At 47.8% G+C, this 21,260-nt stretch carries 19 protein-coding genes and 1 rRNA gene; 15 read left to right on the plus strand and 5 right to left on the minus strand.

The window, feature by feature from the left end; translation table 11 throughout:
* The 8 genes from rrf to typA form a co-directional block, all read left to right on the plus strand.
* Positions 1-78 (plus strand): 5S ribosomal RNA (rrf, locus tag AB7C91_RS05140); the annotation flags it as partial.
* Positions 79-169: 91 nt separating this feature from the next.
* Positions 170-892, plus strand: coding sequence for a sulfite exporter TauE/SafE family protein (locus AB7C91_RS05145; RefSeq protein ID WP_332446691.1), 723 nt, complete (start codon positions 170-172; stop codon positions 890-892).
* Positions 893-1,029: 137 nt separating this feature from the next.
* On the plus strand, positions 1,030-1,332 hold the full coding sequence (locus AB7C91_RS05150; RefSeq protein WP_332446690.1) for a metalloregulator ArsR/SmtB family transcription factor: 303 nt from the start codon (positions 1,030-1,032) through the stop codon (positions 1,330-1,332).
* A complete protein-coding gene (locus AB7C91_RS05155; RefSeq protein ID WP_428589762.1) occupies positions 1,329-2,333 on the plus strand; it encodes a permease in 1,005 nt (334 codons plus the stop codon). The genes AB7C91_RS05150 and AB7C91_RS05155 overlap by 4 nt, the downstream gene beginning before the upstream one ends.
* A gap of 20 nt (positions 2,334-2,353) precedes the next feature.
* Complete coding sequence (locus tag AB7C91_RS05160) at positions 2,354-2,656, plus strand: thioredoxin family protein (RefSeq protein ID WP_332446689.1); 303 nt, start codon at positions 2,354-2,356, stop codon at positions 2,654-2,656.
* Complete coding sequence (locus AB7C91_RS05165; RefSeq protein WP_332446688.1) at positions 2,653-3,066, plus strand: arsenate reductase ArsC; 414 nt, start codon at positions 2,653-2,655, stop codon at positions 3,064-3,066. Before AB7C91_RS05160 ends, AB7C91_RS05165 begins: the two co-directional genes overlap by 4 nt.
* A gap of 87 nt (positions 3,067-3,153) precedes the next feature.
* Complete coding sequence (locus AB7C91_RS05170) at positions 3,154-4,347, plus strand: MFS transporter (protein WP_428589657.1); 1,194 nt, start codon at positions 3,154-3,156, stop codon at positions 4,345-4,347.
* 21 nt (positions 4,348-4,368) lie between these two features.
* Positions 4,369-6,210, plus strand: a complete 1,842-nt coding sequence (gene typA, locus AB7C91_RS05175) for a translational GTPase TypA (protein WP_332446686.1) — start codon at positions 4,369-4,371, stop codon at positions 6,208-6,210.
* Positions 6,211-6,213: 3 nt separating this feature from the next.
* Here the strand turns inward: typA and AB7C91_RS05180 are convergent, their stop codons facing one another.
* On the minus strand, positions 6,214-6,966 hold the full coding sequence (locus AB7C91_RS05180; protein ID WP_332446685.1) for an exodeoxyribonuclease III: 753 nt from the start codon (positions 6,964-6,966) through the stop codon (positions 6,214-6,216).
* Between the two features lie 10 nt (positions 6,967-6,976).
* Positions 6,977-8,011 carry an aspartate--ammonia ligase gene (gene asnA, locus AB7C91_RS05185; protein ID WP_332446684.1) on the minus strand — a complete coding sequence of 345 codons (1,035 nt, stop codon included), beginning with the start codon at positions 8,009-8,011 and terminating at the stop codon, positions 6,977-6,979.
* Positions 8,012-8,104: 93 nt separating this feature from the next.
* Here asnA and AB7C91_RS05190 point away from each other — a divergent pair, with 93 nt between their 5' ends.
* The 6 genes from AB7C91_RS05190 (at position 8,105) to AB7C91_RS05215 (ending at position 15,084) form a co-directional block, all read left to right on the plus strand.
* Positions 8,105-8,722 carry an HAD family phosphatase gene (locus AB7C91_RS05190; RefSeq protein WP_332446683.1) on the plus strand — a complete coding sequence of 206 codons (618 nt, stop codon included), beginning with the start codon at positions 8,105-8,107 and terminating at the stop codon, positions 8,720-8,722.
* A gap of 176 nt (positions 8,723-8,898) precedes the next feature.
* Positions 8,899-10,230 (plus strand): GH1 family beta-glucosidase, encoded by a 1,332-nt coding sequence (locus AB7C91_RS05195; RefSeq protein ID WP_428589662.1) that lies wholly within the window; start codon positions 8,899-8,901, stop codon positions 10,228-10,230.
* 112 nt (positions 10,231-10,342) lie between these two features.
* Complete coding sequence (locus tag AB7C91_RS05200; RefSeq protein ID WP_332446681.1) at positions 10,343-10,858, plus strand: N-acetyltransferase family protein; 516 nt, start codon at positions 10,343-10,345, stop codon at positions 10,856-10,858.
* A 1,112-nt stretch (positions 10,859-11,970) separates the two neighbouring features.
* Complete coding sequence (locus AB7C91_RS05205; protein WP_332446680.1) at positions 11,971-12,732, plus strand: ParA family protein; 762 nt, start codon at positions 11,971-11,973, stop codon at positions 12,730-12,732.
* A gap of 3 nt (positions 12,733-12,735) precedes the next feature.
* The gene (locus AB7C91_RS05210; protein ID WP_332446679.1) at positions 12,736-12,990 is read left to right on the plus strand and encodes a hypothetical protein; all 255 of its coding nucleotides are present in this window, start codon (positions 12,736-12,738) and stop codon (positions 12,988-12,990) included.
* 483 nt (positions 12,991-13,473) lie between these two features.
* The gene (locus AB7C91_RS05215) at positions 13,474-15,084 is read left to right on the plus strand and encodes an alpha-amylase family glycosyl hydrolase (protein WP_332446678.1); all 1,611 of its coding nucleotides are present in this window, start codon (positions 13,474-13,476) and stop codon (positions 15,082-15,084) included.
* 20 nt (positions 15,085-15,104) lie between these two features.
* On the opposite strand, the gene AB7C91_RS05220 is transcribed toward AB7C91_RS05215, so the two are convergent.
* The 3 genes from AB7C91_RS05220 to AB7C91_RS05230 all read right to left on the minus strand — a co-directional run bounded on the left by AB7C91_RS05220 (position 15,105) and on the right by AB7C91_RS05230 (position 19,576).
* Positions 15,105-17,225, minus strand: a complete 2,121-nt coding sequence (locus AB7C91_RS05220) for a glutamine synthetase III (RefSeq protein ID WP_428589667.1) — start codon at positions 17,223-17,225, stop codon at positions 15,105-15,107.
* An 83-nt stretch (positions 17,226-17,308) separates the two neighbouring features.
* Positions 17,309-18,379 carry a hypothetical protein gene (locus AB7C91_RS05225; RefSeq protein WP_428589670.1) on the minus strand — a complete coding sequence of 357 codons (1,071 nt, stop codon included), beginning with the start codon at positions 18,377-18,379 and terminating at the stop codon, positions 17,309-17,311.
* Positions 18,380-18,445: 66 nt separating this feature from the next.
* Entirely contained in the window at positions 18,446-19,576 is a 1,131-nt protein-coding gene (locus AB7C91_RS05230) for a hypothetical protein (protein WP_428589673.1), read from the minus strand.
* Positions 19,577-20,164: 588 nt separating this feature from the next.
* Here AB7C91_RS05230 and AB7C91_RS05235 point away from each other — a divergent pair.
* Positions 20,165-21,208, plus strand: coding sequence for a hypothetical protein (locus tag AB7C91_RS05235; RefSeq protein ID WP_428589676.1), 1,044 nt, complete (start codon positions 20,165-20,167; stop codon positions 21,206-21,208).
* The last annotated feature ends 52 nt before the right edge of the window (positions 21,209-21,260 follow it).

A 21,260-nucleotide genomic window follows, 5' to 3' on the forward strand; every position in this document is an offset into this window, starting at 1 on the left:
CATCCCGAACACGGAAGTTAAGCACCCTCACGCCGATGGTACTACGGTTTGCCGTGGGAGAGTAGGTAGCCGCCGGGCCCCTTTTTTTTCTCCGTCCCTCCCTTCGCGGAGGTTCTTTTTTACCCTTTTGGTACGTTGAACTATGCTACACTGCTACAGGGAGTGTAGGATGCTGTTCATACAAGTATTTGCAATAGCCTTATTAGGTGCGTTCCTTCAAGCAAACATAGGATTCGGATTTCCGGTGATCGCCATGGTGTTTCTTCCATCCTTGTTTCCTTTCTCCACGGCAGTGGCTTTGAACCAGATGATTGCTTTGGCAAGTACCGGCTATCTCACGTTAAAATATCGTGCATCGATCCGCTATGCAACGCTCATCCCGTTGTTGATCAGTTCGCTAGTGGTGGGTATGGTATTCATTCTGTTCAGTTTTTCGCTTGATTCACGAATCCTCGTACTGCTGTTGGGCGGCTTTCTGATTCTTCTCTCCCTCTATTTCATAATATTCAGCGCACGAATTTCCATCAAACCAACAAGAAGAAACAGCTTGGCAATGGGGTCGCTTGCAGGACTCGGCAACGGGTTGTTTGGAATAGGAGGGCCTCCGGTGGCGTTGTATCTTCTGGCTTCCACGGGAGACAAGCGTGCATATCTGGGCACCATCCAAGCATATTTCTTGATCTGCAATATCCAGAGCATCATCCTGCGCTCGATGCATGGCGCCGTTGCCTTGGACCAGGTTCCTTTGGTGCTGCTGGGGTGGGCAGGCATCGGAATGGGAACCTATCTGGGGCTAAAACTCTTCAACATCTGGTCGGAGACTGTTTTGAAACGTATCGTCTATGGGTTTGTGGGAATCAGTGGCGTGTGGATCATCATCAACGCACGATAGGCCTCTTGAACAAAAAACTTGGCAATTGAAGTGTCGACAAGATTCTTTGGTCGATTGTCTGGGTATGTACGCAAAAGTGATTGACAAAGGTCACTGATGCATATTATATATTGATAAGCATCAATATGAGGAACATAATGGACAGTGAACAATTGATACTTATACTCAAAGCACTCTCCGACTCCAATCGGCTGGCAATCTTTCTCAAACTGACCGAAGGAGAAGCCTGCGTCTGTGAGTTGTTGAAAGTTTTTTCAATTACCCAAGGAACGCTCAGCCACCATATGAGGATCCTCTCGGAGGCTGACTTGGTGGTCGGGAGACGGGACGGCAAGTGGATTCACTATGCAGTCAATACAGCAACATTTTCTGCGTTTCAGACGTATATTGGATCGATTACGTTCACCACAGATCCCTTGGAGGCTTGCCCGTGCGTATGATTATCGATTTTCTGCAATACCAAGTGCTGGGGATGCGCTTCCTCAATGATCTGATCGGGATGGGCCTCTCCGCTCTGGGTATCTCCTTGGAGAGCCGGATTGGGGGAAGCCTGCAATTCTTTTTGTATGATGTGATCAAGATATTGATCTTGCTTTCCGTCCTCATCTATGTGATCAGCTACATCCAAAGCTATTTTCCCCCTGAACGAACCAAACGCATACTCGGTCGGTTTTCGGGTCTGAAAGCCTATACGTTGTCTGCACTGTTGGGGACCGTAACCCCCTTTTGCTCCTGTTCGTCCATCCCCTTGTTCATCGGTTTCACTTCCGCCGGGCTTCCCTTGGGAGTCACCTTTTCCTTTCTGATTTCCTCACCGTTGGTTGATCTTGGCTCGCTGGTGCTTCTTGCCAGCATCTTCGGTTTCCCCATAGCCTTCGCTTATGTGGTGGTGGGCTTGGTTCTGGCCGTCCTGGGAGGTGCGTTGATCAACAAGGTCGGCAAGGAAGAGCAGATCGAGGAATATATCCGGAATCTTCGGGCGAATGCTCAGACAGAACCTTCGGTCATGTTGGGCGTGCAGCGAAGAGCCTATGCCGCTTCCCAGGTGCGCACTACCGTGCATAAGGTATTCTGGTATATTCTCATAGGTGTGGGAATCGGAGCATTGATCCACAATTGGATTCCCGCTTCATGGATACTGTCGGTTCTGGGATCAAAGAATCCCTTCTCCGTCTTGATTGCTACGCTCGTCGGAGTGCCCATGTATGCCGACATATTCGGTACCATACCGATTGCCGAGGCGTTATGGCTGAAGGGAGTGGGGTTGGGAACCATACTGTCCTTCATGATGGGGGTCACCGCATTGTCCCTTCCTTCCCTGATACTCCTACGCAAAGCGGTGAAGCCGCCTCTGTTGGCTTTGTTTTTCACGGTAGTTACCGGGGGTATCATCTGCATCGGATACTTGTTCAACAGCATCGGGTATCTGTTCATTCATTGATTCGTAGAGGAGAAGACATTATGGCATTGTTTGGATTAGGAAAAAAACAAAAAGAAACACAAGAGGAAATTTCCTCTGCGGTGAAGATTCTGGGTTCCGGGTGTGCTGCATGCAATAGCCTGGAACTGAACACCAAGAAAGCCCTGCAGGAATTGGGACAGGATACGGCGGTTGAGCATGTCACTGACTTTGCGAAGATTGCATCGTATGGAGTCATGAGCACGCCCGCCCTGATGGTGGATGGAAAGGTTCTTTCCTCCGGCTTGGTCCTCGGTTCAGATGAGGTGGCCGCCTTGATCAAGAAGGCGAGGGATCTGGGATGAAGAAACCGGTGGTCGCCTTCATCTGTGTGCATAATTCCTGTCGAAGCCAGATGGCGGAGGCATTGGCTGTCTTGCACCACGCAGATGTGTTTGAAGCTTGCTCAGGAGGGACCGAGACCAAGGCTGCGATCAACCCGGATGCCGTGAGGATCGTGAAACAACTCTACGGAGTCGATATGGAATTGACCCAAAAACCCAAGTTGCTTGCTGCGCTCCCCCCTGTGGACATCGTCATCACCATGGGGTGCAACGTCCAATGTCCCCACCTTCCTTGCAAATATCGTGAGGATTGGGGATTGGATGATCCTACCGGAAAGGGGGATGATGCGTTCATGTTGACCGCCAAGGTCATCGAATCAAAACTTGAGGATTTGGCTCGGCGCATTGCAGCCGGCTTGGGTAATACCTAGTGGACATTCTTGGCAAATAACGGTATTACATAGGGGTGTCTTGCAACAAGACACCCCCTCTTTTCAGAGAATCCAGGAGTTTCGTGAATGCCCTCAATCGCATCCCTTTTGAAAGTCAAGCGAGAAAACGTACGCTTGATGTATATCGTCTATTTTGCCTTTTTTACCAGCGGCATGATGAGTACGCTCATCGGTGCGCTCCTGCCTTTTATGAAAGAAGAGTACCACATGAGTTACGTGCTCAGCGGCGCCGTCATTTCCGCCCATCAGATCGGCAACTTCTGTGCGCTTTTGATCGCAGGATACCTTCCGTATATGATCGGGAGGAAACGAAGCACCATCACGCTTTCTCTCGGGATTGTCATCGGTTTTTTGCTTATGACACTTTCAGGCAATCCGATTCTTCTATTGATTGCATTCGCTTTCACCGGGATCGGTCGTGGTACGTTGAGCAACATCACCAACGTGGTGATGAGTGAGATATCGGAAAACAAGGCCGCCAGCCTGAACCTGCTGCACGCCTCGTTTGCCGTAGGAGCCTTCGTGGCCCCGTTTCTCGCCATCCTCTCCACCAGTGTGTTCGGCGTCTATTGGCGTATCAGCGCCTGGGTGCTGGTGGCCTTTGAATTAGCCGTCCTGTTATTCTGGACTCGTTCCTCGCTCTCAGGCAAACCGAAAACGAAGAACAGGGACGAGGGTACCGATTTTGCCAAAAGCCCCCGCTTTTGGCTGAATACCGCGATTCTTTTTTTCTACCTCTGCAGTGAAGCCTCGGTGATCGGTTGGTTGGTGACCTATTTCAATGATACCGGACGACTCAGCCCGGCATTGGCGCAGACCACCAGTTCCGCACTTTGGGTGTTCATCCTCATCGGCAGACTCGCTTGTGCTTCATTGTCGGTAAAAATGAACAAGAATGTATTGCTCCTCATCTTGGGATTTTTGCAGGTGGTGTTTTTCTTCATGATGATCAGCGTCCAGTCAATCGTGCTGATCTATATCAGTCTGTTCGGGTTCGGACTCGCCATGAGCGGTACCTATCCAACCACGCTCTCAACGATGGATAAACGGTTCATGTCTTCCACCATCGCAACAGGAACCTGTATTGCCACTGCAACTATAGGGGCAATCGCCATGCCGATTATTGTCGGCTCCGTCGCTCAATCGGTGGGAATTGCCGGAGGTTTGGCAACCATCAGTTTGAGCATCTTATGCATGTTCTCGCTCATGGTTGTCAAATATCTGCTTGGCAGAAGACAGCCGGTGGCGGCAACTGCATGATTCTATGTACAAGGAACTAGTATGATTACCCATAATGATAAGATTCGCAACATCGCCATCATCGCACACGTCGACCATGGCAAGACCACACTTGTCGACGCACTGTTCAAGCAAAGCGGCATGGTCAAGGAAAACGCCGAGGAACGCATCATGGACAGCGGTGCGATCGAACGGGAACGAGGCATCACCATCAGTGCCAAGAACTGCGCCATCTCGTGGAAAGGTGTAAAGATCAACATCATCGATACCCCGGGTCATGCCGACTTCGGTGGTGAAGTGGAGCGGGGTCTGTCCATGGTTGATGGAGTGGTTCTGCTTGTGGACGCTGCAGAAGGGCCGCTTCCCCAGACCCGATTCGTGTTGGAAAAGGCTCTGAAACTGGGACTGAAACCGATCATTGTAATAAACAAAGTCGATCGTCAGGATGCCCGCAGCGAGGAAGTCATCCAGGAAGTCTACGAGCTGCTGCTCGAGCTTGCCAATGATGAGTCCATGCTCGATGTCCCGGTGTTCTATGCGAACGGCCGGGAAGGACGATGCGGGCTCGATCCTGGTTCATTGGAAGAGAACCTGTATCTTCTCATGGATTGTATTCTTGAACGGGTACCCGAGCCGATCTTTGACGACCAGCAGCCCTTCCAGATGCTGGTCAGCGATCTTTCCTACAATGATTATCTCGGTCGGCTTGCCATCGGGAAGGTGGTGAACGGAAGTGCCACCACCAACGATACGCTGGTGTGCGTGGGAAAGGAAGGTGAGCCGAAAACACTACGGGTCACCAGATTGCAGACCTACAACGGACCGACGTTTGCAGAAACCGAGCGGGTCGTCAGCGGGGATATTATTGTCCTCAGTGGTGTTGAGGATGTGCATATCGGTGACACCATCTGTACATCCGACAATCCGAAAGCCCTGGAGCGCATCCATATTGATGAACCGACGGTTTCAATGCTCTTTTCCAAGAATATCAGCCCGCTTTCCGGACGCGAAGGAAACCAGGTGACTTCAGCCAAGATCTGGGATCGTTTGCAAAAGGAAGCACTGCGCAACGTGTCGATCAAAGTGGAGAGAAACAACGACGACACCTTCACAGTAAAGGGGAGAGGTGAGTTCCAGATGGCCATCATCGTGGAACAGATGCGTCGCGAGGGTTTTGAGCTTTGCGTGGGAAGGCCTCGGACCATTTTCAAAACCGATGAGCAGGGACGGAAGACTGAGCCTGTAGAATACTTGTTCATCGATTGTCCTGAGGAATACAGCGGAACGGTCATGGACAAGCTTTCCAAGCGCAAGGCGCAGATGAGCGACATCACCTATACCGACAACAGCAGGGTGAAGATGAAATTTGAGATTCCGGCCAGAGGCTTGATCGGTTACCACGATGAGTTTTTGACCGATACCCGCGGTATGGGGATCATGAACAGCTATATGAAGGGCTATGAACTCTACAAAGGTGATTTCCCCGACCGTTTCAGCGGTTCCTTGATCAGTGACCGTGCAGGCGCAGCCGTTGCCTACGCACTCTGGCAACTTGAGGATCGGGGGCGATTGTTCCTTGTCCCCGGAGATCCTGTGTATGAAGGCCAGGTCGTGGGGGAACGAAATCGTGAAGGTGATCTTCTGCTCAATCCGACGCGGACGAAGAAACTGACCAACCTCCGAGCTTCCGGCAAGGATGAGGCGGTCACGCTGACCCCTGTCTCCAAACCGTCATTGGAGCAGGCGATCCAATTCATCAAGGATGATGAGCTGGTGGAAGTAACCCCCAAGTCAATCAGGATGTGTAAGAAAATTCTCGATTCACAGCAACGCAAAGTCTTTGAGAATCGAGGGGAAATCCCCCAGTATCTGCTTAACAAATAAACGTCAATCGGAAAGCGTAAGAATGACAGGAGCGTGGTCGCTGCCAAAAGTGTCACCATCAATGGTGCTGTCCACAATCCTGTTTTCAAGCTCTTTGCTGACCAACCAGTAGTCGATGCGCCACCCGATGTTTTTCTCCCGGGAACGGAATCGGTACGACCACCAAGAGTATACTCCCTCCAAGTCAGGATACCGATATCGGAAGGTATCGATGAATCCTGATTGGAGAAGCAAGGAGAACTGTTCACGTTCCTCGGCCGAATATCCGGCGTTGCGCTCATTCGCCTTGGGATTCTTCAAATCGATCGGCTTGTGTGCAACATTGAGATCCCCGCAGATGATCACCGGTTTCTGTTTTTGCAGCGTGTTCACGTACGCTCTGAATGCAGCATCCCAATCTATGCGGGTCTCAAGCCGAGCCAATGCTTCCTGACTGTTGGGAGTATAACAGCTCACCACGAAGAATTGCTCGAACTCAGCGGTTACGGTCCTCCCTTCTGCATCCAGGGGATGGCCGATGCCCGTTTGGACGGACAACGGCTCCTGTTTGCTGAACAGTGCCGTTCCGCTGTATCCTTTTCTTTCTGCAAAGCTCCAATAATGGAAATATCCGTCGAGTGCAAGTGAAATCTGGTCAGCTTGCAGCTTGGTCTCCTGCAGGCAGAAGATATCCGCATCAGATAATGCCAAGTACTCCTCAAACCCTTTCTTCTGGATGGCTCGAAGTCCGTTCACATTCCAACTGACCAGTTTCATTGCAACTCCTTTACATCATGAAGACATTCAGTGCTTTTGCCTCTTGTAGCATATCCTCAGGCCACACTGATGCCTGCACCTCCCCGATATGGGCTTTTTTGAGCAGGAACATACACAGACGACTCTGCCCGATGCCCCCACCGATGGTCTGCGGCAGTTCACCGTTGAGCAGCCGCTGGTGCCAGTACAAGGATGTACGATCATTGGCGTCCCGGATGGCAAGTTGCCTGAGCAGGGTCTCTCTATCCACTCTGATTCCCATCGAAGAGAGTTCCAGTGAATCCTGGCGTACCGTATCCCAGACTATGATATCCCCGTTGAGTCCGGTATGCTCGTCGTCGGTTTTGGTCGACCAATCGTCATAGTCGGGAGCGCGTCCACCCTGGCTGACCCCGTCGGCCAAGGGGGAACCGATACCAATCAAGAAAATCGCTCCGTATTCCTTGGCCAATTCCCGTTCACGTTCGGCGGGGGAAAGATGGGGATAACGCTTCTGTGCATCTTCGGTATGAATGAATGTGATTTGATCGGGAAGGGTGGGTGCGCAGGATGAAAACATCTCACTCACCAGGAATTCGGTGCGCTTCATGGCCGAGAAAATTTTTTTCACGATTTTCTTCAGGTATTCGAGGTTGCGGTCATTCTTTCCCATTACCAATTCCCAATCCCACTGGTCGACATAGATCGAGTGGATGGCGTCCAGGTCGTCGTCCGGCCGGATGGCGTTCATATCGGTATAGAGTCCGTTTCCGTTCTTGATCCCGAGGTCGGCCAAAGCCATACGTTTCCATTTTGCCAGAGATTGGACGATTTCCATCTCCCGGTTTCCCAAATTGCCGATTTCAAAGCGTACCGGTCGTTCGATTCCGTTCAAATCGTCGTTGATACCTGATCCACGGGGAACAAACAAGGGGCTGGTGACCCTGCTGAGTTTCAATCCACCGGAAAGCTCTCGTTCGAATGTGTCCTTGATGTACTTGATCGCTTTTTCAGTCTGTTTCTGTTCCATAGCGGGAACATACTCATGTGGAAAATATTTGGGCATAGAAAAGACTCCTTATTCGTCGTAGCATAGCGTATTTCTCCAATGTGGAAAAGCTCTGGTGTGAAGATGGCAGGTGTGCTAGTATCAGGCGATATGAATACAAATCCCTCCTTGATCATGGTCGATATGGGCGGTGTGCTCGCTTTGCATACGGACACCTCGTTGGAGCGCGCATTGCTGTTGGAATTCGGCATCGATAGCGTTGCAAGTTTCTCCCAACTGGAGCCTTCGCTGGTAGATCTACTGCAATTGCACAGTAAAGCCGTGATCGACGAGGATGCACTGTGGGCACGGTTCTCAGACTTGACCGGGGTACCGGTGCCACCCCATGATGGCTCGCTTTGGGCGAAGTATTTCAATCCACTGATGGATCCGGAGATGGAGAAGCTGTTGGGAGACCTGAAGGCAAAGCAATACCGGATCGTCTGCGCCACCAATACGGAACCTGCGCATTACGCCTATCATCAGAGGATGAACCACTATGGCATCTTCGATGCGGTGTACGCTTCCTGTGTGATTGGGAAGGCGAAACCGGAGCTTGACTTCTTTACCCATATCTTGGCTGCAGAGAATGTCGAACCTCGACAGGTGTTGTTCATCGATGACAGCAAGGAAAATTGCGATGCAGCATCATCGGTGGGAATCAATGCAATCCCGTATGCGAATTGCGCTAACCTCCGACAGAGATTGGAATATATTGGAATACTATAAAAAAATATAGAAAAAATATAATATAAAATAACAACAATATTTAAATAGTATGAAAAAAAATATGTTTGTACACTGCCACAACTTTGTTCTGGCGATTTCATAACCTTGTTGTCCATCATGATGCATGCTAGCATCATCGAAGATACGAGTCAGCAGGATAAGAAGAGGAAAAGGTCATGCAGAAGATAGCGTTTGGAAAGGATTTTCTCTGGGGATGTGCAACTGCAAGTTTTCAGGTTGAGGGTGCCACACAGGAAGGAGGGAGAAGCCCTTCCATCTGGGATACCTTCTGCAACGTACCGGGTGCCATCAAAGGGGGAGATGACGGACGCTTTGCTGCAGACCAGTATCATCGATATGCACAGGATGTCAAGCTGATGAGTGAACTTGGCTTCCAAGCCTATCGTTTTTCTTTGGCTTGGCCGAGAATCCTGCCTGAAGGAAAAGGTAGGGTCAATAAGCAGGGGATCGAATATTATCGTAATCTTGCCAAAAGCCTGCATGACAAAGGAATGAAAGTAGTGGTGACTCTCTACCATTGGGATCTCCCGCAGGTTCTCCAGGATGAAGGGGGGTGGGCGAATCGCAGCACCGCCTATGCATTCGCCGAGTATGCATCTGTCTGTTTTGCAGAACTGGGGGATGTCGTTGACCAATGGACAACGCTGAATGAACCATTTTGCGCAGCATATCTTGGGTACTTGTACGGGGAACACGCTCCGGGATTGAAGGATCCTGCACAGACGTGGAAGGCGGTGCATCATCTGAACCTCGCCCACGGATTGGCGGTGCAGGCATACAGGAAAACAGGCCTTCGTGCTCCAATAGGCATTGTTCTGAATCCCAGCATGCCGCGTCCAGCCACCAGAAGGCATGAGGATGTCCATGCCAGTGAACTGGCCAGAGCCTTTGATACCGACGTGTTCCTGCATCCTTTGCTCGGCAAGGGGTATCCCCTTCTTGTCACCAAGGAATTGGGCATCACCTATCCGATTGAAGCAGGAGATATGCAGATCATCGCCCAAACCATCGACTTCATCGGCATCAACTATTACATGGAACATGCGGTGGTCCTTGATGAATCTCAACCGTATCACATCCGGAATGTTCCTGTGTGGCAACGGATGACCGACCAAGACTGGCCGATTGTCCCCTTCGGACTGCTGAGGATACTTCGGTACTTTTCAGAGCAAACGAACAATATTCCTTTGTACATCACCGAAAACGGATGTTCCTGCAAAGATGTGGTTGAACAGGGGAGGGTGCATGATTACCAACGGTGTGATTACCTGAACCAGCATTTTGAAATGTGTCATCGAGCCATCGAGGAAGGCATAAACCTGAAGGGGTATTTCATATGGTCTTTCCTGGATAACTTTGAATGGGCATGGGGATATGAAAAACGTTTCGGAATCGTATATGTCGATTACGATACCCAGGAGAGGATTCCCAAAGACAGTGCCTATATGATGCGCGATGTAATTGCAGGGTATTGTGAATATGTATGATAACACGTAGAATTGATACAGATAAAATTAGAAAATATATTAAAATTATATAGAAACCATAAAATTACATATAGCTCAGTCCTGAAGGGAAAAAAGAAAAACGGAGGCTTTCATGCATTACATCGAGTGCTCGCGTGCATATGCCAAGCAGATTCTTGCTATCTATAACGATGCCATACTCCATACGACAGCCGTATATGAGTATGAAGAGAGGTCACCGAATTACATGGAAGCTTGGTTTTCCGCAAAGGAACAAGGATCATATCCAGTAGTAGGTTTGGTGGATGATGAAGGTGGTTTACTGGGGTTCTCCACCTATGGTCCATTCCGCCCCAGACCTGCGTACCAATACACCGTGGAACATTCAGTGTATGTGCAAAAAGATCATCGGGGCAAAGGATTGGGAAAACTGCTGCTTGGTTCCATTATTGAGAAAGCCAAGGCACAAGGTTATCATTGTATGGTGGCAGGCATAGATTCACGTAATACCGCTTCCAGGCGTTTGCATGAGGGAATGGGATTCAACCTCAGCGGGACGATGCATGAAGTAGGATTCAAATTCGATACCTACTTGGATCTCTGTTTTTATCAATTGATTCTGCCGCAAATTGGAATCGAAGCCATATGATACAATGAGAAATTATAGAAAAAATATAAAAATTATATAAATATAATAGTCAAATGATGTCTAACCCATGTAGTAATATAACTATATGTGTAGGTACGATACTATAAAAATAAATAATTACTATAATTAATGTTAGAAAATATATCGAAACAATATAATTACTAAATTGAAATACTTGCATTAAATATTTAAATGCTAGTGAAACAATAGTGATAGTATTTGTAATGATGTATTACCAGTAAGGAATTATATCCTTACACTGAAAAATGAATGCAGCAATGCTAGAAACAGGGTATCAATACTGAAACCTTCCGTACATCCATGTTGCATTGAATTACTCAGGTCGGTGATGATCTGATGATGAGAAGATTCTAGGCATGATGAAACGCGGAATACGCAAACTGTCCCAATCTGGATCCCGGAACATCCTCCTTGCGCAAAGAGACTGTTTGCTGTTTCATTCTCCTTATGAAATGCATTTCCCAGAACCGAGCAAGTACGTTCGTAAAAACCTACCAAGGTCACGTTGTATTGAGAGTGCCCGGTGAAAGTACGTGAGGGATGAATACTGATACCTGGGAACGTGCAGTAAACCGCACTGCTTCACTTGGTTTTTTCGAAAAAAACTACGCAATGTTCAAGACGAAATGATGTGGAAGTTGTTGGAAACTGATGGCGATTGTCGCTTTTGACACATGTACATACAACGAGGTATGAACAGAGAGGGGAATTCTGGAGTACCAGGGGAAGCGATATTTTGATGCTGATTTGAAAGGGAAAAGAACTTGAAAATTGGAACATGTAGGAATATGATTACAAACCAAGCAAATGGGAAGTATAAAGATTCCTCTATTTATCGCTTTTAGTTAAGAATAAGTATATAGCGTTCGGTATAAGTTATATTATATAATAAAAGTATAATACAGAAATTAAAAAGACATAAAAAAGATAGTATATAAATATTATTAAAGTTAAAAGCAATATTAAAATAATATGGTAACAAACTTATTTTAAATTAGTTATATACAAAATATTCATGATTGTTGTTTGAACCAGAATAATACTTGTACGATGAATAAACTCGGTATATACTGAGATTTAAGGTTGTACACATGGCAAAGACTATTTCATTCCACCTGCAAAAAGGTGGTGTTGGAAAAACGACAATCTCGGGTACGTTGGCCTGCCAATCCGCATTGGATGGGTACCGTACGTTGTTGGTTGACGTTGATCCGCAGGGAAATGCCTCTTCCTGGTTTTTAGAGGCAGCTCCTTCCTATGAATTGGCTGATGTTGTACAAGGAAAGTGCTATATCCAGGATGCTATCGTCCCTATCACGCAAGTACCGAATCTCTTTGTGCTTCCTACATTCGGAATCGGTGGAACATTGAAGCTGTATTCCGAAACTAAATTGGCCGAAGAACCTTATGTATTGCAGGATTTGGTAAAAGAAGTTGCAGATGCCTTTGATCGAATAATCCTTGATTTATCTCCGGGATTAGGGCGTCTCGAGCGTGCAGCACTTATTTCCAGCGATGAGGTAATCACTCCTATGACACCTGAGGTGTTCAGCTTGGATGGATTGGAAATCTTCATCGATGAATTGCAGAAAATAAGGAAAAATTTACGTTCTCCGGTCAAACATTCACGGATAATCATCAATTCATTTGATAACCGAATCAAACAACATCGTGACATATATACTGCTGCCTGCGAGGGTGTCTTTACGGTCTATCGTATTCCGGTGGATCCCTTGTTCAGAAAGGCGCAGGAAGCAGGAGTGGCTCCACAATTGTTCAAGGTCCGTGGAAAAGGTTTGAAGGAAAGCACAATAGAAGCGATTGAAACACTTAATAAGGATATTTGGAGATAAGGTATGGCTTTGAAGAGGAACCCGGAAGCAGAGAATGAGTTGGTGATTGACAACAGCATCAGTGGTCAGAAAGCAAAACAATTATTCAGCAAGGAGACGAAGACTCCAAAGAAGGAGAACAAGGTTCTTACCACCTTTTCCATTGAACCATCGTTCAAACGGGAATTGGAGGAACTGTTTGCCAGTATGGGGTTGGGCTGGGCTGCAGGTATTCGGTTTTCTCTCAAGGAATTCGCAAAGAAACATGCCGAAGAATAGACAACAAGTCCGATCAAATACCTTATCCTCCGTCGATGTACATCCGTATCCCTATATTGCGTGTATCCATAAATTGTTAGCTTAAAAGACTGATATATATTTATAATTGATCCCATGAAAAATATAGGAAGAATGAATTTGGATACATGTTGGATTACTATTTCAACAATGTAATTACAATATGTATAACATATTTAATTAATATTATAATTAATTGAAATAATATTAAATTACATTAAAACGATATTAATATACATTAAAGTTTATAGATTCATAGTACTCGTTTATATGTATGGGATGATGATAGATATGCATTTGAAATAATAATATATTATATTTATATTAATTTATTTAAATATAAAAATGATATAAGATATAAACAACATTACTATCAAATAGATTGTGTTTCCATGAAATCCATCAAGAAGAAAATTCTTTGTATGGTATCGATTCCTGCAGTATACTCATGGCAGGGGGTGGTCTATGACTGACGCATGGTATCAGGATGCATTGATCTATCAGATTTATCCAAGAAGTTTTCAAGATACCAATGCGGACGGAATAGGGGATCTTCCTGGAATCATCAAACGCCTGGACTACCTGAAGACGTTGGAAGTGGATGCGATCTGGTTGAGCCCGATTTTTGTTTCTCCCATGGCCGACTTTGGGTACGATGTTTCCGATTACCGTTCGATCGATCCGGTATTCGGTACCCTCGAAGATTGTGAGCGTTTGCTGGAGCAGGCCCATAAACGTGAAATAAAGGTCATCTTTGACATGGTGTTGAACCATACGTCGAAAGAACATCCTTGGTTTCTGGAAAGCCGTACGTCAAGGACAAATGAAAAATCTGATTTTTATATCTGGTCGGACACCATTCCCAACAACTGGTATGCAGCCTTCGGTGGGAGGGCATGGACCTATGATGCTGAGCGTGGTCAGTATTATCTGCATTCATTTTTAGCCGATCAACCGGATTTGAATTGGAGGAATCCCAAGGTAGTTGATGCCGTGTTTGCAGAGCTTCGGTATTGGTTGGATAAAGGGGTTGATGGATTCAGGTTGGATGTCATCAACTGCATTGTCAAGGATGAGACATTCAGGAACAATCCGAAAGGCTTTTGGACCAGACCGCGTCCGTATGACATGCAACGTCATATATTCGATCGCAACAGAGTGGAATCGCATAAACGATTGGAACAAATGCGCTCCCTCATTGATGCATATCCTCAGAGGATGCTGGTAGGGGAAATCATGGTTGAATTACCGGGAGAACCTGAACTGGCAGCATCTTATTTGGGCAAGAATGGGGATGAGCTCAATCTTTGCTTTGATTTCAGCTTGGCGAATGCGCGATTCAATGCAGCAAAATGGAAAGTCATTGCAAAACGTTGGTATGAAGCTGTTGGAAAACATAGGGTTCCGACATGGGTACTAAATAACCATGATTTACCTAGATTCATAAGCCGAGTTCAGGGCAATGAACAAATTGCCCGCTTAGGTGCATTGTTTTTGCTGACACAACGAGGTGCCGTTTTCTTGTACTACGGAGAAGAACTTGGCCTTTCTGACTCCAAAGTATCCCGTCCTCGCATGTACGATCCGTTGGGCAAACATTATTGGCCGTTCCATCCCGGAAGGGACCCGGAGCGCGGACCGATGATATGGAATACCGGTGAGGGGTATGGATTCAGTGAAGCCGAGCCATGGCTTCCATTCGCAAAATCGGCAAACCGATTATCCGTAGAAAATCAGGAACTGGAGGAGCAATCCCTGCTCAAGTTCTATCGGGTTCTGATTCAGTTGCGCAAAGCCGACCAAGCGCTCCGTTTCGGCATCACCACCTTCCTGGATACGACCAATACAAACATCATGGCCTATAGCAGGGAAATCGGTGAGGAACGAAGGTTGATAGTCTTGAATTTCAGCAAGAACCGTCAGTATTGCATGATTCCTGTCTGGAAGGATACAAAAAGCATATGCGAGCCGGTGTTTTCGACACATCCTGTCGAGGACGAAAAGCAGAACGCCGGCAGAGCCATGTTGTTGCATCCCTACCAGGGTACCATCTACCGTTTGTCGGATGATCGGTAGATGGTTTTAAGGATTTGCTGCTACAACCTGAACAGCAGGTCGTCGTAACTGGGAAGCGGCCAGTATGCTTTGTCCGTATAGGTTTCCATGAGATCTACATGGCTGCGAAGGACCTGCATTTGCACTACCACTTCATCGCGATAGATCTGCGCCTGTTTGAGAACGTCATCCTTATAGGAAAGGGCCTTTGCTACATTGACGTGCAGTGTCTCGGTTTCTTCAATCGCCTTGTTCAGAGCACTCTGGATCGTTGTGATGACTTGTCTCTGAGCGGTTACCTCCAACCCGAGGTTTTCCTGTTTTGCGATGGAGTCGGCAAGATTGCCGACATAGCGGATGACTGCAGGAATGATCTGTTTGCGGCACATCTCCACCATGATGGAAGCTTCAATGTTGATCTGCTTGCTGTATGTCTGCAGATAAATCTCCAAACGTGAGGTAATCTCAGATTTGGTGAATACGTTCTGCTTCTTAAAAAGTGCAAGGCTCTGGGCACTGATCATCTGCGGGAGCGCGCTTACCGTATCCTTGAATTCGGGAAGACCTCGCTTCTGTGCCTCGAGTTTCCATTCCTTGCTGTAGCCGTTTCCATTGAAAATGATGCGTTTGTGGTTTTGGTAGAATTCCTTGATGATGGCATGACATTCGGTATGCACATCCTGTGCTGCCTCAAGGCGGTCGGCTACCGTCTGGAGAACTTGGGCGACGGCTGCGTTGATGTAGATGTTCGGACCAGCCATGGATTGGGAGGATCCTACCATACGGTATTCGAATTTGTTGCCGGTGAAAGCAATCGGGCTGGTTCGGTTGCGGTCGGTCAAATCCTTGGGCAACTGCGGCAGCATGGTGAGGCCCATCTGCATGAACTGTCTGTCAGTTTTCGCGATGTTGCCTTGTTGGGTGATGGTCTCCAGGATTCCACTCAGCTGATCGCCAAGATAGATGCTGATGATCGCAGGCGGTGCTTCGGAAGCCCCCAGTCTGTGGTCATTGCCTGCTGTTGCGGCTCCGCATCTGATCAAGGGAGCATACTCATCCATCGCTTTGATGAAGGAGGTGAGGAATACGAGAAACTGCAGATTATCCTCTACATTGCTGCCTGGAGCAAGCAAGTTGACCCCGTCGTCGGTGGAAAGGGACCAATTGTCATGCTTGCCCGACCCGTTGACGCCGAAAAAGGGTTTCTCATGCAACAGCGCCACCATGCCGTGCCGCAATGCCACCATCTGCAATACGTCCATCAACAATTGGTTGTGGTCGGTGGAAAGGTTGACGGCATCATAGACCACGGCTATCTCAAACTGGTTGGGAGCCGCTTCCTTGTGCTGGGTCTTGCTGCTGATCCCCAGTTTCCATAATTCATAGTTCAATTCACTCATGAAGACCGTGACCCGGTCCCCGATGGTTCCATAGTAGTGGTCGTTCAGTTCCTGTCCTTTTGCAGCCAGGTTGCCGATGACCGTCCTGCCGGCCAGTCTGAGGTCAGGGCGCTGATCATAGTATTTCTTGTCTACGAGAAAGTATTCCTGCTCCGGTCCGATGTTGACGATGATGCGCTTGGTTTTCGCATTTCCCAAAGCCCTCAGAACTCTGAGGGTCTGTCTTTCCAACGCCTGGGTGGAACGAAGGAGCGGGACCTTCTTGTCGAGCGCTTCCCCATTGTAGGAAAAGAACGCAGTGGGAATATACAGGGTCTTCACCCCGTTGATATCCTTGAGGAACGCCGGGGAGGAGGTGTCCCACGCGGTGTATCCGCGTGCCTCAAAGGTCGCCCGAAGTCCTCCATTCGGAAAGGATGAAGCATCGCCCTCCCCCTTGATGAGTTCCTTGCCTGAGAATTCAAGCAATACCTTTCCCCCTTTGGTGGGGCTGATGAAGGAATCGTGTTTCTCCGCGGTCAAACCGGTGAGCGGTTGGAACCAATGGCAGAAATGGGTCGCACCCTTGGATAGTGCCCATTGTTTCATGGCACTGGCGACATAGTCGGCCAGTTCACTGGTAAGTTCCCGTTGTCCTCGCTGCACCTCTTTCAGCTCCCTGATGATCGGGTCGCTCAAGTACTTGCCCATTTCTATCTCTGTGAAGCAGTTGACTCCATAGAAATCGGTAACCGGTGTTTTTGCGTAGTCAATGTCGAACATAGTGTATTCCCTCTCTGACCGTATGGTTCGACAATACACAGTTTTTGCATGATTATGCAAGAAGCAGAGTGCAACAAGTTGCGTTAGATAGTGTCGTTGGGAGTGATGTTGACTGTGATGGTATCGGAATACAGGCCCGCCGGAGCCATCTCTGCTTTGGTGGCGTCAATATTGGTAACCAGAATATCCTTGGTGTAGGTACCTTCGCTCAGATTGGTCCAGGTCTCAGGTATCCCTCCACGTACCGGGTTTGCGTTGAACAACAGGGTGTATGGAATGGCGTAGGTTCCTTCCAAACCATCCAGATGCAAACTGAAATTGGAAGTATTCGTTGTATTGCTGAAGACGACCGAAACTCCGTAGTTTGTATTGGGAAGGGTATTGGCCAAGGTAAGCTGGGCTCTTGCAACCCGTACGCTCTGTGCTCCATATGCATTGGCGATGGAAAAACTCTGCTCATCAATGATGGTGAGCAGATAACTGACCTCTGAGACAGGTTCTCCATAGGGAACCGGTTGTGGGGTGGTGGATCCCCCTGCAAGCAACAGCGTCGTTTCACCCGGTTGACCTCCATTCACCGAAACAAGGATGTCGTTTCCGTCCCAGTATCCACTGCCGTTTTTTGCTACCCCAAGCAGAAATCCATTCATCGTACCGGAGACCCACGTATAATTCGCTCCCGGTTTGTAGTGCACCCAGTCCTGCTCGCTGACCAGATACAGTTCAGCAGTAAAAAACTTGACACTGAGATTTCCTGATTCGGTTCTCAGCGGTTGGGAGCCGTCCCCTTGGTTCAGCGCATTGACTTGGACGACCCCGCGTACGTCCGACACTGCATAGAGGACAAAATTCGTGGTTTGTGTTTCATAGACCGGAAGATTGGTGTTCCAATCATTGTACCAGGTCAGTGGTCCGGAAAATTGAAATGTGGTGGAAAGGTTGACATTGACCAAATTGGGGTCGAAGAGTTGGTTTTCCGTCGTACTGATCGTGATGGTACCGATATGGGCGACCAATTTGCTGGTGTTCAACGGCGAGAACCCTTGTTGGAAATGCAAGCTGGGCTCCGCCGTATAGGTGGCGGTGACGCCGGCCAAGAGGGGAGCGGCGACCAGAAGGAGGCAAAGCAAGCAGAGATTTCTCATCGTTCTCATATGCATATACGCTAGTGAAAAATGGGGAGAAAGGCAAGTAATGCGTATACCATGCACGACTACCCTCTATAACGTATCCAAAGGGATGACAACCACGGTGACCGTGTCATGGTAGGTACCTTCCGGAGCTTCGTCGATTGCCGTTCCCGGGTCGACGGATACGGTTATGGATTTCTGAGCCTCTCCGATGGTGGTTCCATTGGTGAAGAGATTCCTCCACACCGTGAATTGCTTGTTCTGAATCTCCGAATCCCCTAGATAGAGGCGGTAGGGGATCCCATGCTCGGAAAGATCGCCGTTCAGATGCACGGCAAATCCCAAGGGATCAGAGCTGCTGAATGCAATTTCCACCCCGTATTCATGGTCGGGAAGCGCATCGATCACCTGCAGCGATACCGTGGCGATTTCGATACGGTTTCCCGTGATCATCGCCTGTGCCAAGTCAAAATAGGCAGGATTGGAAAGAATGGAGAGAATGAACGCGTGTTCGAATGGATATCCCTCCCCCTCGAAGGGAATATCGGGCGTCGGATCGACGGTCTGTGGGAGGAAGGGAGCGGTATCCTCCGGGTCGCTTCCCTCCAAGGACACCGGTATATCGATGGGATCTTGGTTCCCTGATTCCTCTGCTGCAATACCGAAATTCCCGATGACACTGTCGTCAGTCAACGTATAGTAGGTTCCGGGGATGAAATAATCGTATCCTTGGGATGTGTTCACCAGAACAAGATAGGTGATCATCGAACTGGTACCTTTCAGCACATTTCCCGGATTGGGTGCGAGATTAATGGTAGTCCCTTCTACGATGACGCTGGAAATCACCGATCCTCCCACCACCGAAATCGCCCGCAATTCAACCGGTACTTCGGCAAAGACGAACATCCCGGACGTTGGATCGCGGCCATACCCCTCGATGGTCAAATCCAAACTGATGTTCATCTGGATGAGGGAGGGGTCGAACAGGGTATTGCCGTCAGTCTCAATCACCACCCGCCCCAGCATGGCGATGAAGTCGTCAGGGTAAAGCAATGTACTGCTGCTGCTGAAATTCTGCAGTACAGAAGGAGGTCCGTACTGGAATTGCAGATACGGTTCCGGATAATAGGTTGAGGTTATATTCGAGGGCGTAGGAGTTGCAGGCAAGACCGAAAGGCTTGCAAGAAGTACAATCAAACTAATGACATACTTTCCTTTCATGGGAAAAGTGTACGGTAGGTATTTACTGCTGTCAATGCCATCATAAATAATACTATAGGTACAGAAATATCTATGATTATTAGATATTTTTTGTTTTAATTTTATATATTGAAGACAATCTGTATAAAATATTACATATGACATATGTTATACTACGCTATATACTTTCTGTCCATATTTAGGATGAGATTGCACGGTGATGATTGGATGAATCTTCGAAATAATGCCTATTTCAACTATTCTCCTGAAAAAAAATCCACTGGGAATTTTCAGATCAATGGATTGAAAAGCGAAGCAGATCATTTTTGATATCCCTGCTCGGATGAAAACCGGCATTCAAAAGCAATGAACCGATTAGACGGATAAGTCCGATTCGTAGGATTGGTTAGCTGAAATCGAAGAGCTTGTATATAAAGAAATTATTTGTTATCCTTGGGGGAAATGAGTTGCTCGCTTGTATGGTTGGACCATGAGGAGTGGACGAAAATGAGGCCAAGAATGCTTGTGATATTGCTCCTTCTTGGTTGCTTTCAGTCATTGCTGTTTGCAACTGTGACGGCTGTCTATATCCCCGAAAATCAAATAACCTTGAGTATTTCACCTGGCCCTTACACCAGTGATTCCGTGCTTGGCGCTAAGCTGGGAACTTTTGTCATAACTGCTACAGATGGGGAAATCTACTCACCTTCACTCGTGAACATAGGGGAGGCAAGTGACGGCATACCGGTGACTGGATTGATGAAAAACTATGCCAACGGTCCGTATGAGCTGGGAACCAATACGTTTTATATCATGAGCGTAGCCTATCCGAACGGTCTAGGGGGTGAGCCGGTACTGCAAACCCTGTATAATAACTTGTGGCCGATCATTAGCTGGTCGGATGTCACCGTGTACCAACCGGTATTGTATGTCGAGATGTATCTTGTCAATACGAATAAAACGAATAGGCATGCACAGAGCTTGTATCGATATGCTTCCTATTTCAAATTGGATTCACCATTCACCCTTCCCTCTGGGTTCAATCCACGCTTCAGCATCGCTGTTGCGCAGGAGGAAGGAACAAATGTCGGCTCCTACACCAATGCAGATGGGACGGTTGTGGAGACCCAGGGTGATTATGTGGTAACTGATGGGGTGGATGGACCTGACAGCACCCCCATCATTGGAACGGGGGGATATACCAATCCTGAGGATCCTGGATCTCCTGGATTTTATTATGGCGATGTACCTCTCGTACCCACCTTCCTTTTCCATTTCTTTGATGCTGATGTACATTTTTCTCTGGAATCTGCATTGGGGAGCAATAGGGTGACCGTCAACCAGGCGATGATTCAAATAGAGAATGGAGTGGCAGGCGAAACGTATGAACAAACACTTGTATTCAGTGATACCAGTACCGCTCCGGAATTTCAACTCTTCCCTGTTGATGGTCCTGGTAATCCGATTTCCTACTTTCTGTTCCTGGGCAATTCCCCCATAACGAAAGGCGTACCGATGCTTTGGACAGGGCTACAGCCCAACGCGAACAGTCAGGATTTGAAAATTGGTGGTATCAGTGAGAATGCAGTGTCGCTGCTTGCAAGCGGTTCTTATCGAGGTACGATTACCGTCACCATAACAAATCCGAATTGATGTATGCTTGAGCAAACTCAATCCTACTTTGCCTGGATCCGGTAGATTCCAT

The organism is Sphaerochaeta sp. (assembly GCF_050256055.1).
Lineage (GTDB): Bacteria > Spirochaetota > Spirochaetia > Sphaerochaetales > Sphaerochaetaceae > Sphaerochaeta.

Excerpts from the sequence above, each read along its gene's own strand:
- AB7C91_RS05200 (WP_332446681.1), top strand. The coding sequence starts at position 10,343 with ATGCATTACATCGAGTGCTCGCGTGCATATGCCAAGCAGATTCTTGCT.
- AB7C91_RS05180 (WP_332446685.1), bottom strand. The coding sequence starts at position 6,966 with ATGAAACTGGTCAGTTGGAATGTGAACGGACTTCGAGCCATCCAGAAG.
- asnA (WP_332446684.1), bottom strand. The coding sequence starts at position 8,011 with ATGCCCAAATATTTTCCACATGAGTATGTTCCCGCTATGGAACAGAAA.
- AB7C91_RS05205 (WP_332446680.1), top strand. The coding sequence starts at position 11,971 with ATGGCAAAGACTATTTCATTCCACCTGCAAAAAGGTGGTGTTGGAAAA.
- AB7C91_RS05210 (WP_332446679.1), top strand. The coding sequence starts at position 12,736 with ATGGCTTTGAAGAGGAACCCGGAAGCAGAGAATGAGTTGGTGATTGAC.
- typA (WP_332446686.1), top strand. The coding sequence starts at position 4,369 with ATGATTACCCATAATGATAAGATTCGCAACATCGCCATCATCGCACAC.
- AB7C91_RS05165 (WP_332446688.1), top strand. The coding sequence starts at position 2,653 with ATGAAGAAACCGGTGGTCGCCTTCATCTGTGTGCATAATTCCTGTCGA.
- AB7C91_RS05170 (WP_428589657.1), top strand. The coding sequence starts at position 3,154 with ATGCCCTCAATCGCATCCCTTTTGAAAGTCAAGCGAGAAAACGTACGC.
- AB7C91_RS05155 (WP_428589762.1), top strand. The coding sequence starts at position 1,329 with ATGATTATCGATTTTCTGCAATACCAAGTGCTGGGGATGCGCTTCCTC.
- AB7C91_RS05160 (WP_332446689.1), top strand. The coding sequence starts at position 2,354 with ATGGCATTGTTTGGATTAGGAAAAAAACAAAAAGAAACACAAGAGGAA.
- AB7C91_RS05145 (WP_332446691.1), top strand. The coding sequence starts at position 170 with ATGCTGTTCATACAAGTATTTGCAATAGCCTTATTAGGTGCGTTCCTT.
- AB7C91_RS05195 (WP_428589662.1), top strand. The coding sequence starts at position 8,899 with ATGCAGAAGATAGCGTTTGGAAAGGATTTTCTCTGGGGATGTGCAACT.
- AB7C91_RS05220 (WP_428589667.1), bottom strand. The coding sequence starts at position 17,225 with ATGTTCGACATTGACTACGCAAAAACACCGGTTACCGATTTCTATGGA.
- AB7C91_RS05150 (WP_332446690.1), top strand. The coding sequence starts at position 1,030 with ATGGACAGTGAACAATTGATACTTATACTCAAAGCACTCTCCGACTCC.
- AB7C91_RS05215 (WP_332446678.1), top strand. The coding sequence starts at position 13,474 with ATGACTGACGCATGGTATCAGGATGCATTGATCTATCAGATTTATCCA.
- AB7C91_RS05230 (WP_428589673.1), bottom strand. The coding sequence starts at position 19,576 with ATGAAAGGAAAGTATGTCATTAGTTTGATTGTACTTCTTGCAAGCCTT.
- AB7C91_RS05190 (WP_332446683.1), top strand. The coding sequence starts at position 8,105 with ATGAATACAAATCCCTCCTTGATCATGGTCGATATGGGCGGTGTGCTC.
- AB7C91_RS05225 (WP_428589670.1), bottom strand. The coding sequence starts at position 18,379 with ATGAGAACGATGAGAAATCTCTGCTTGCTTTGCCTCCTTCTGGTCGCC.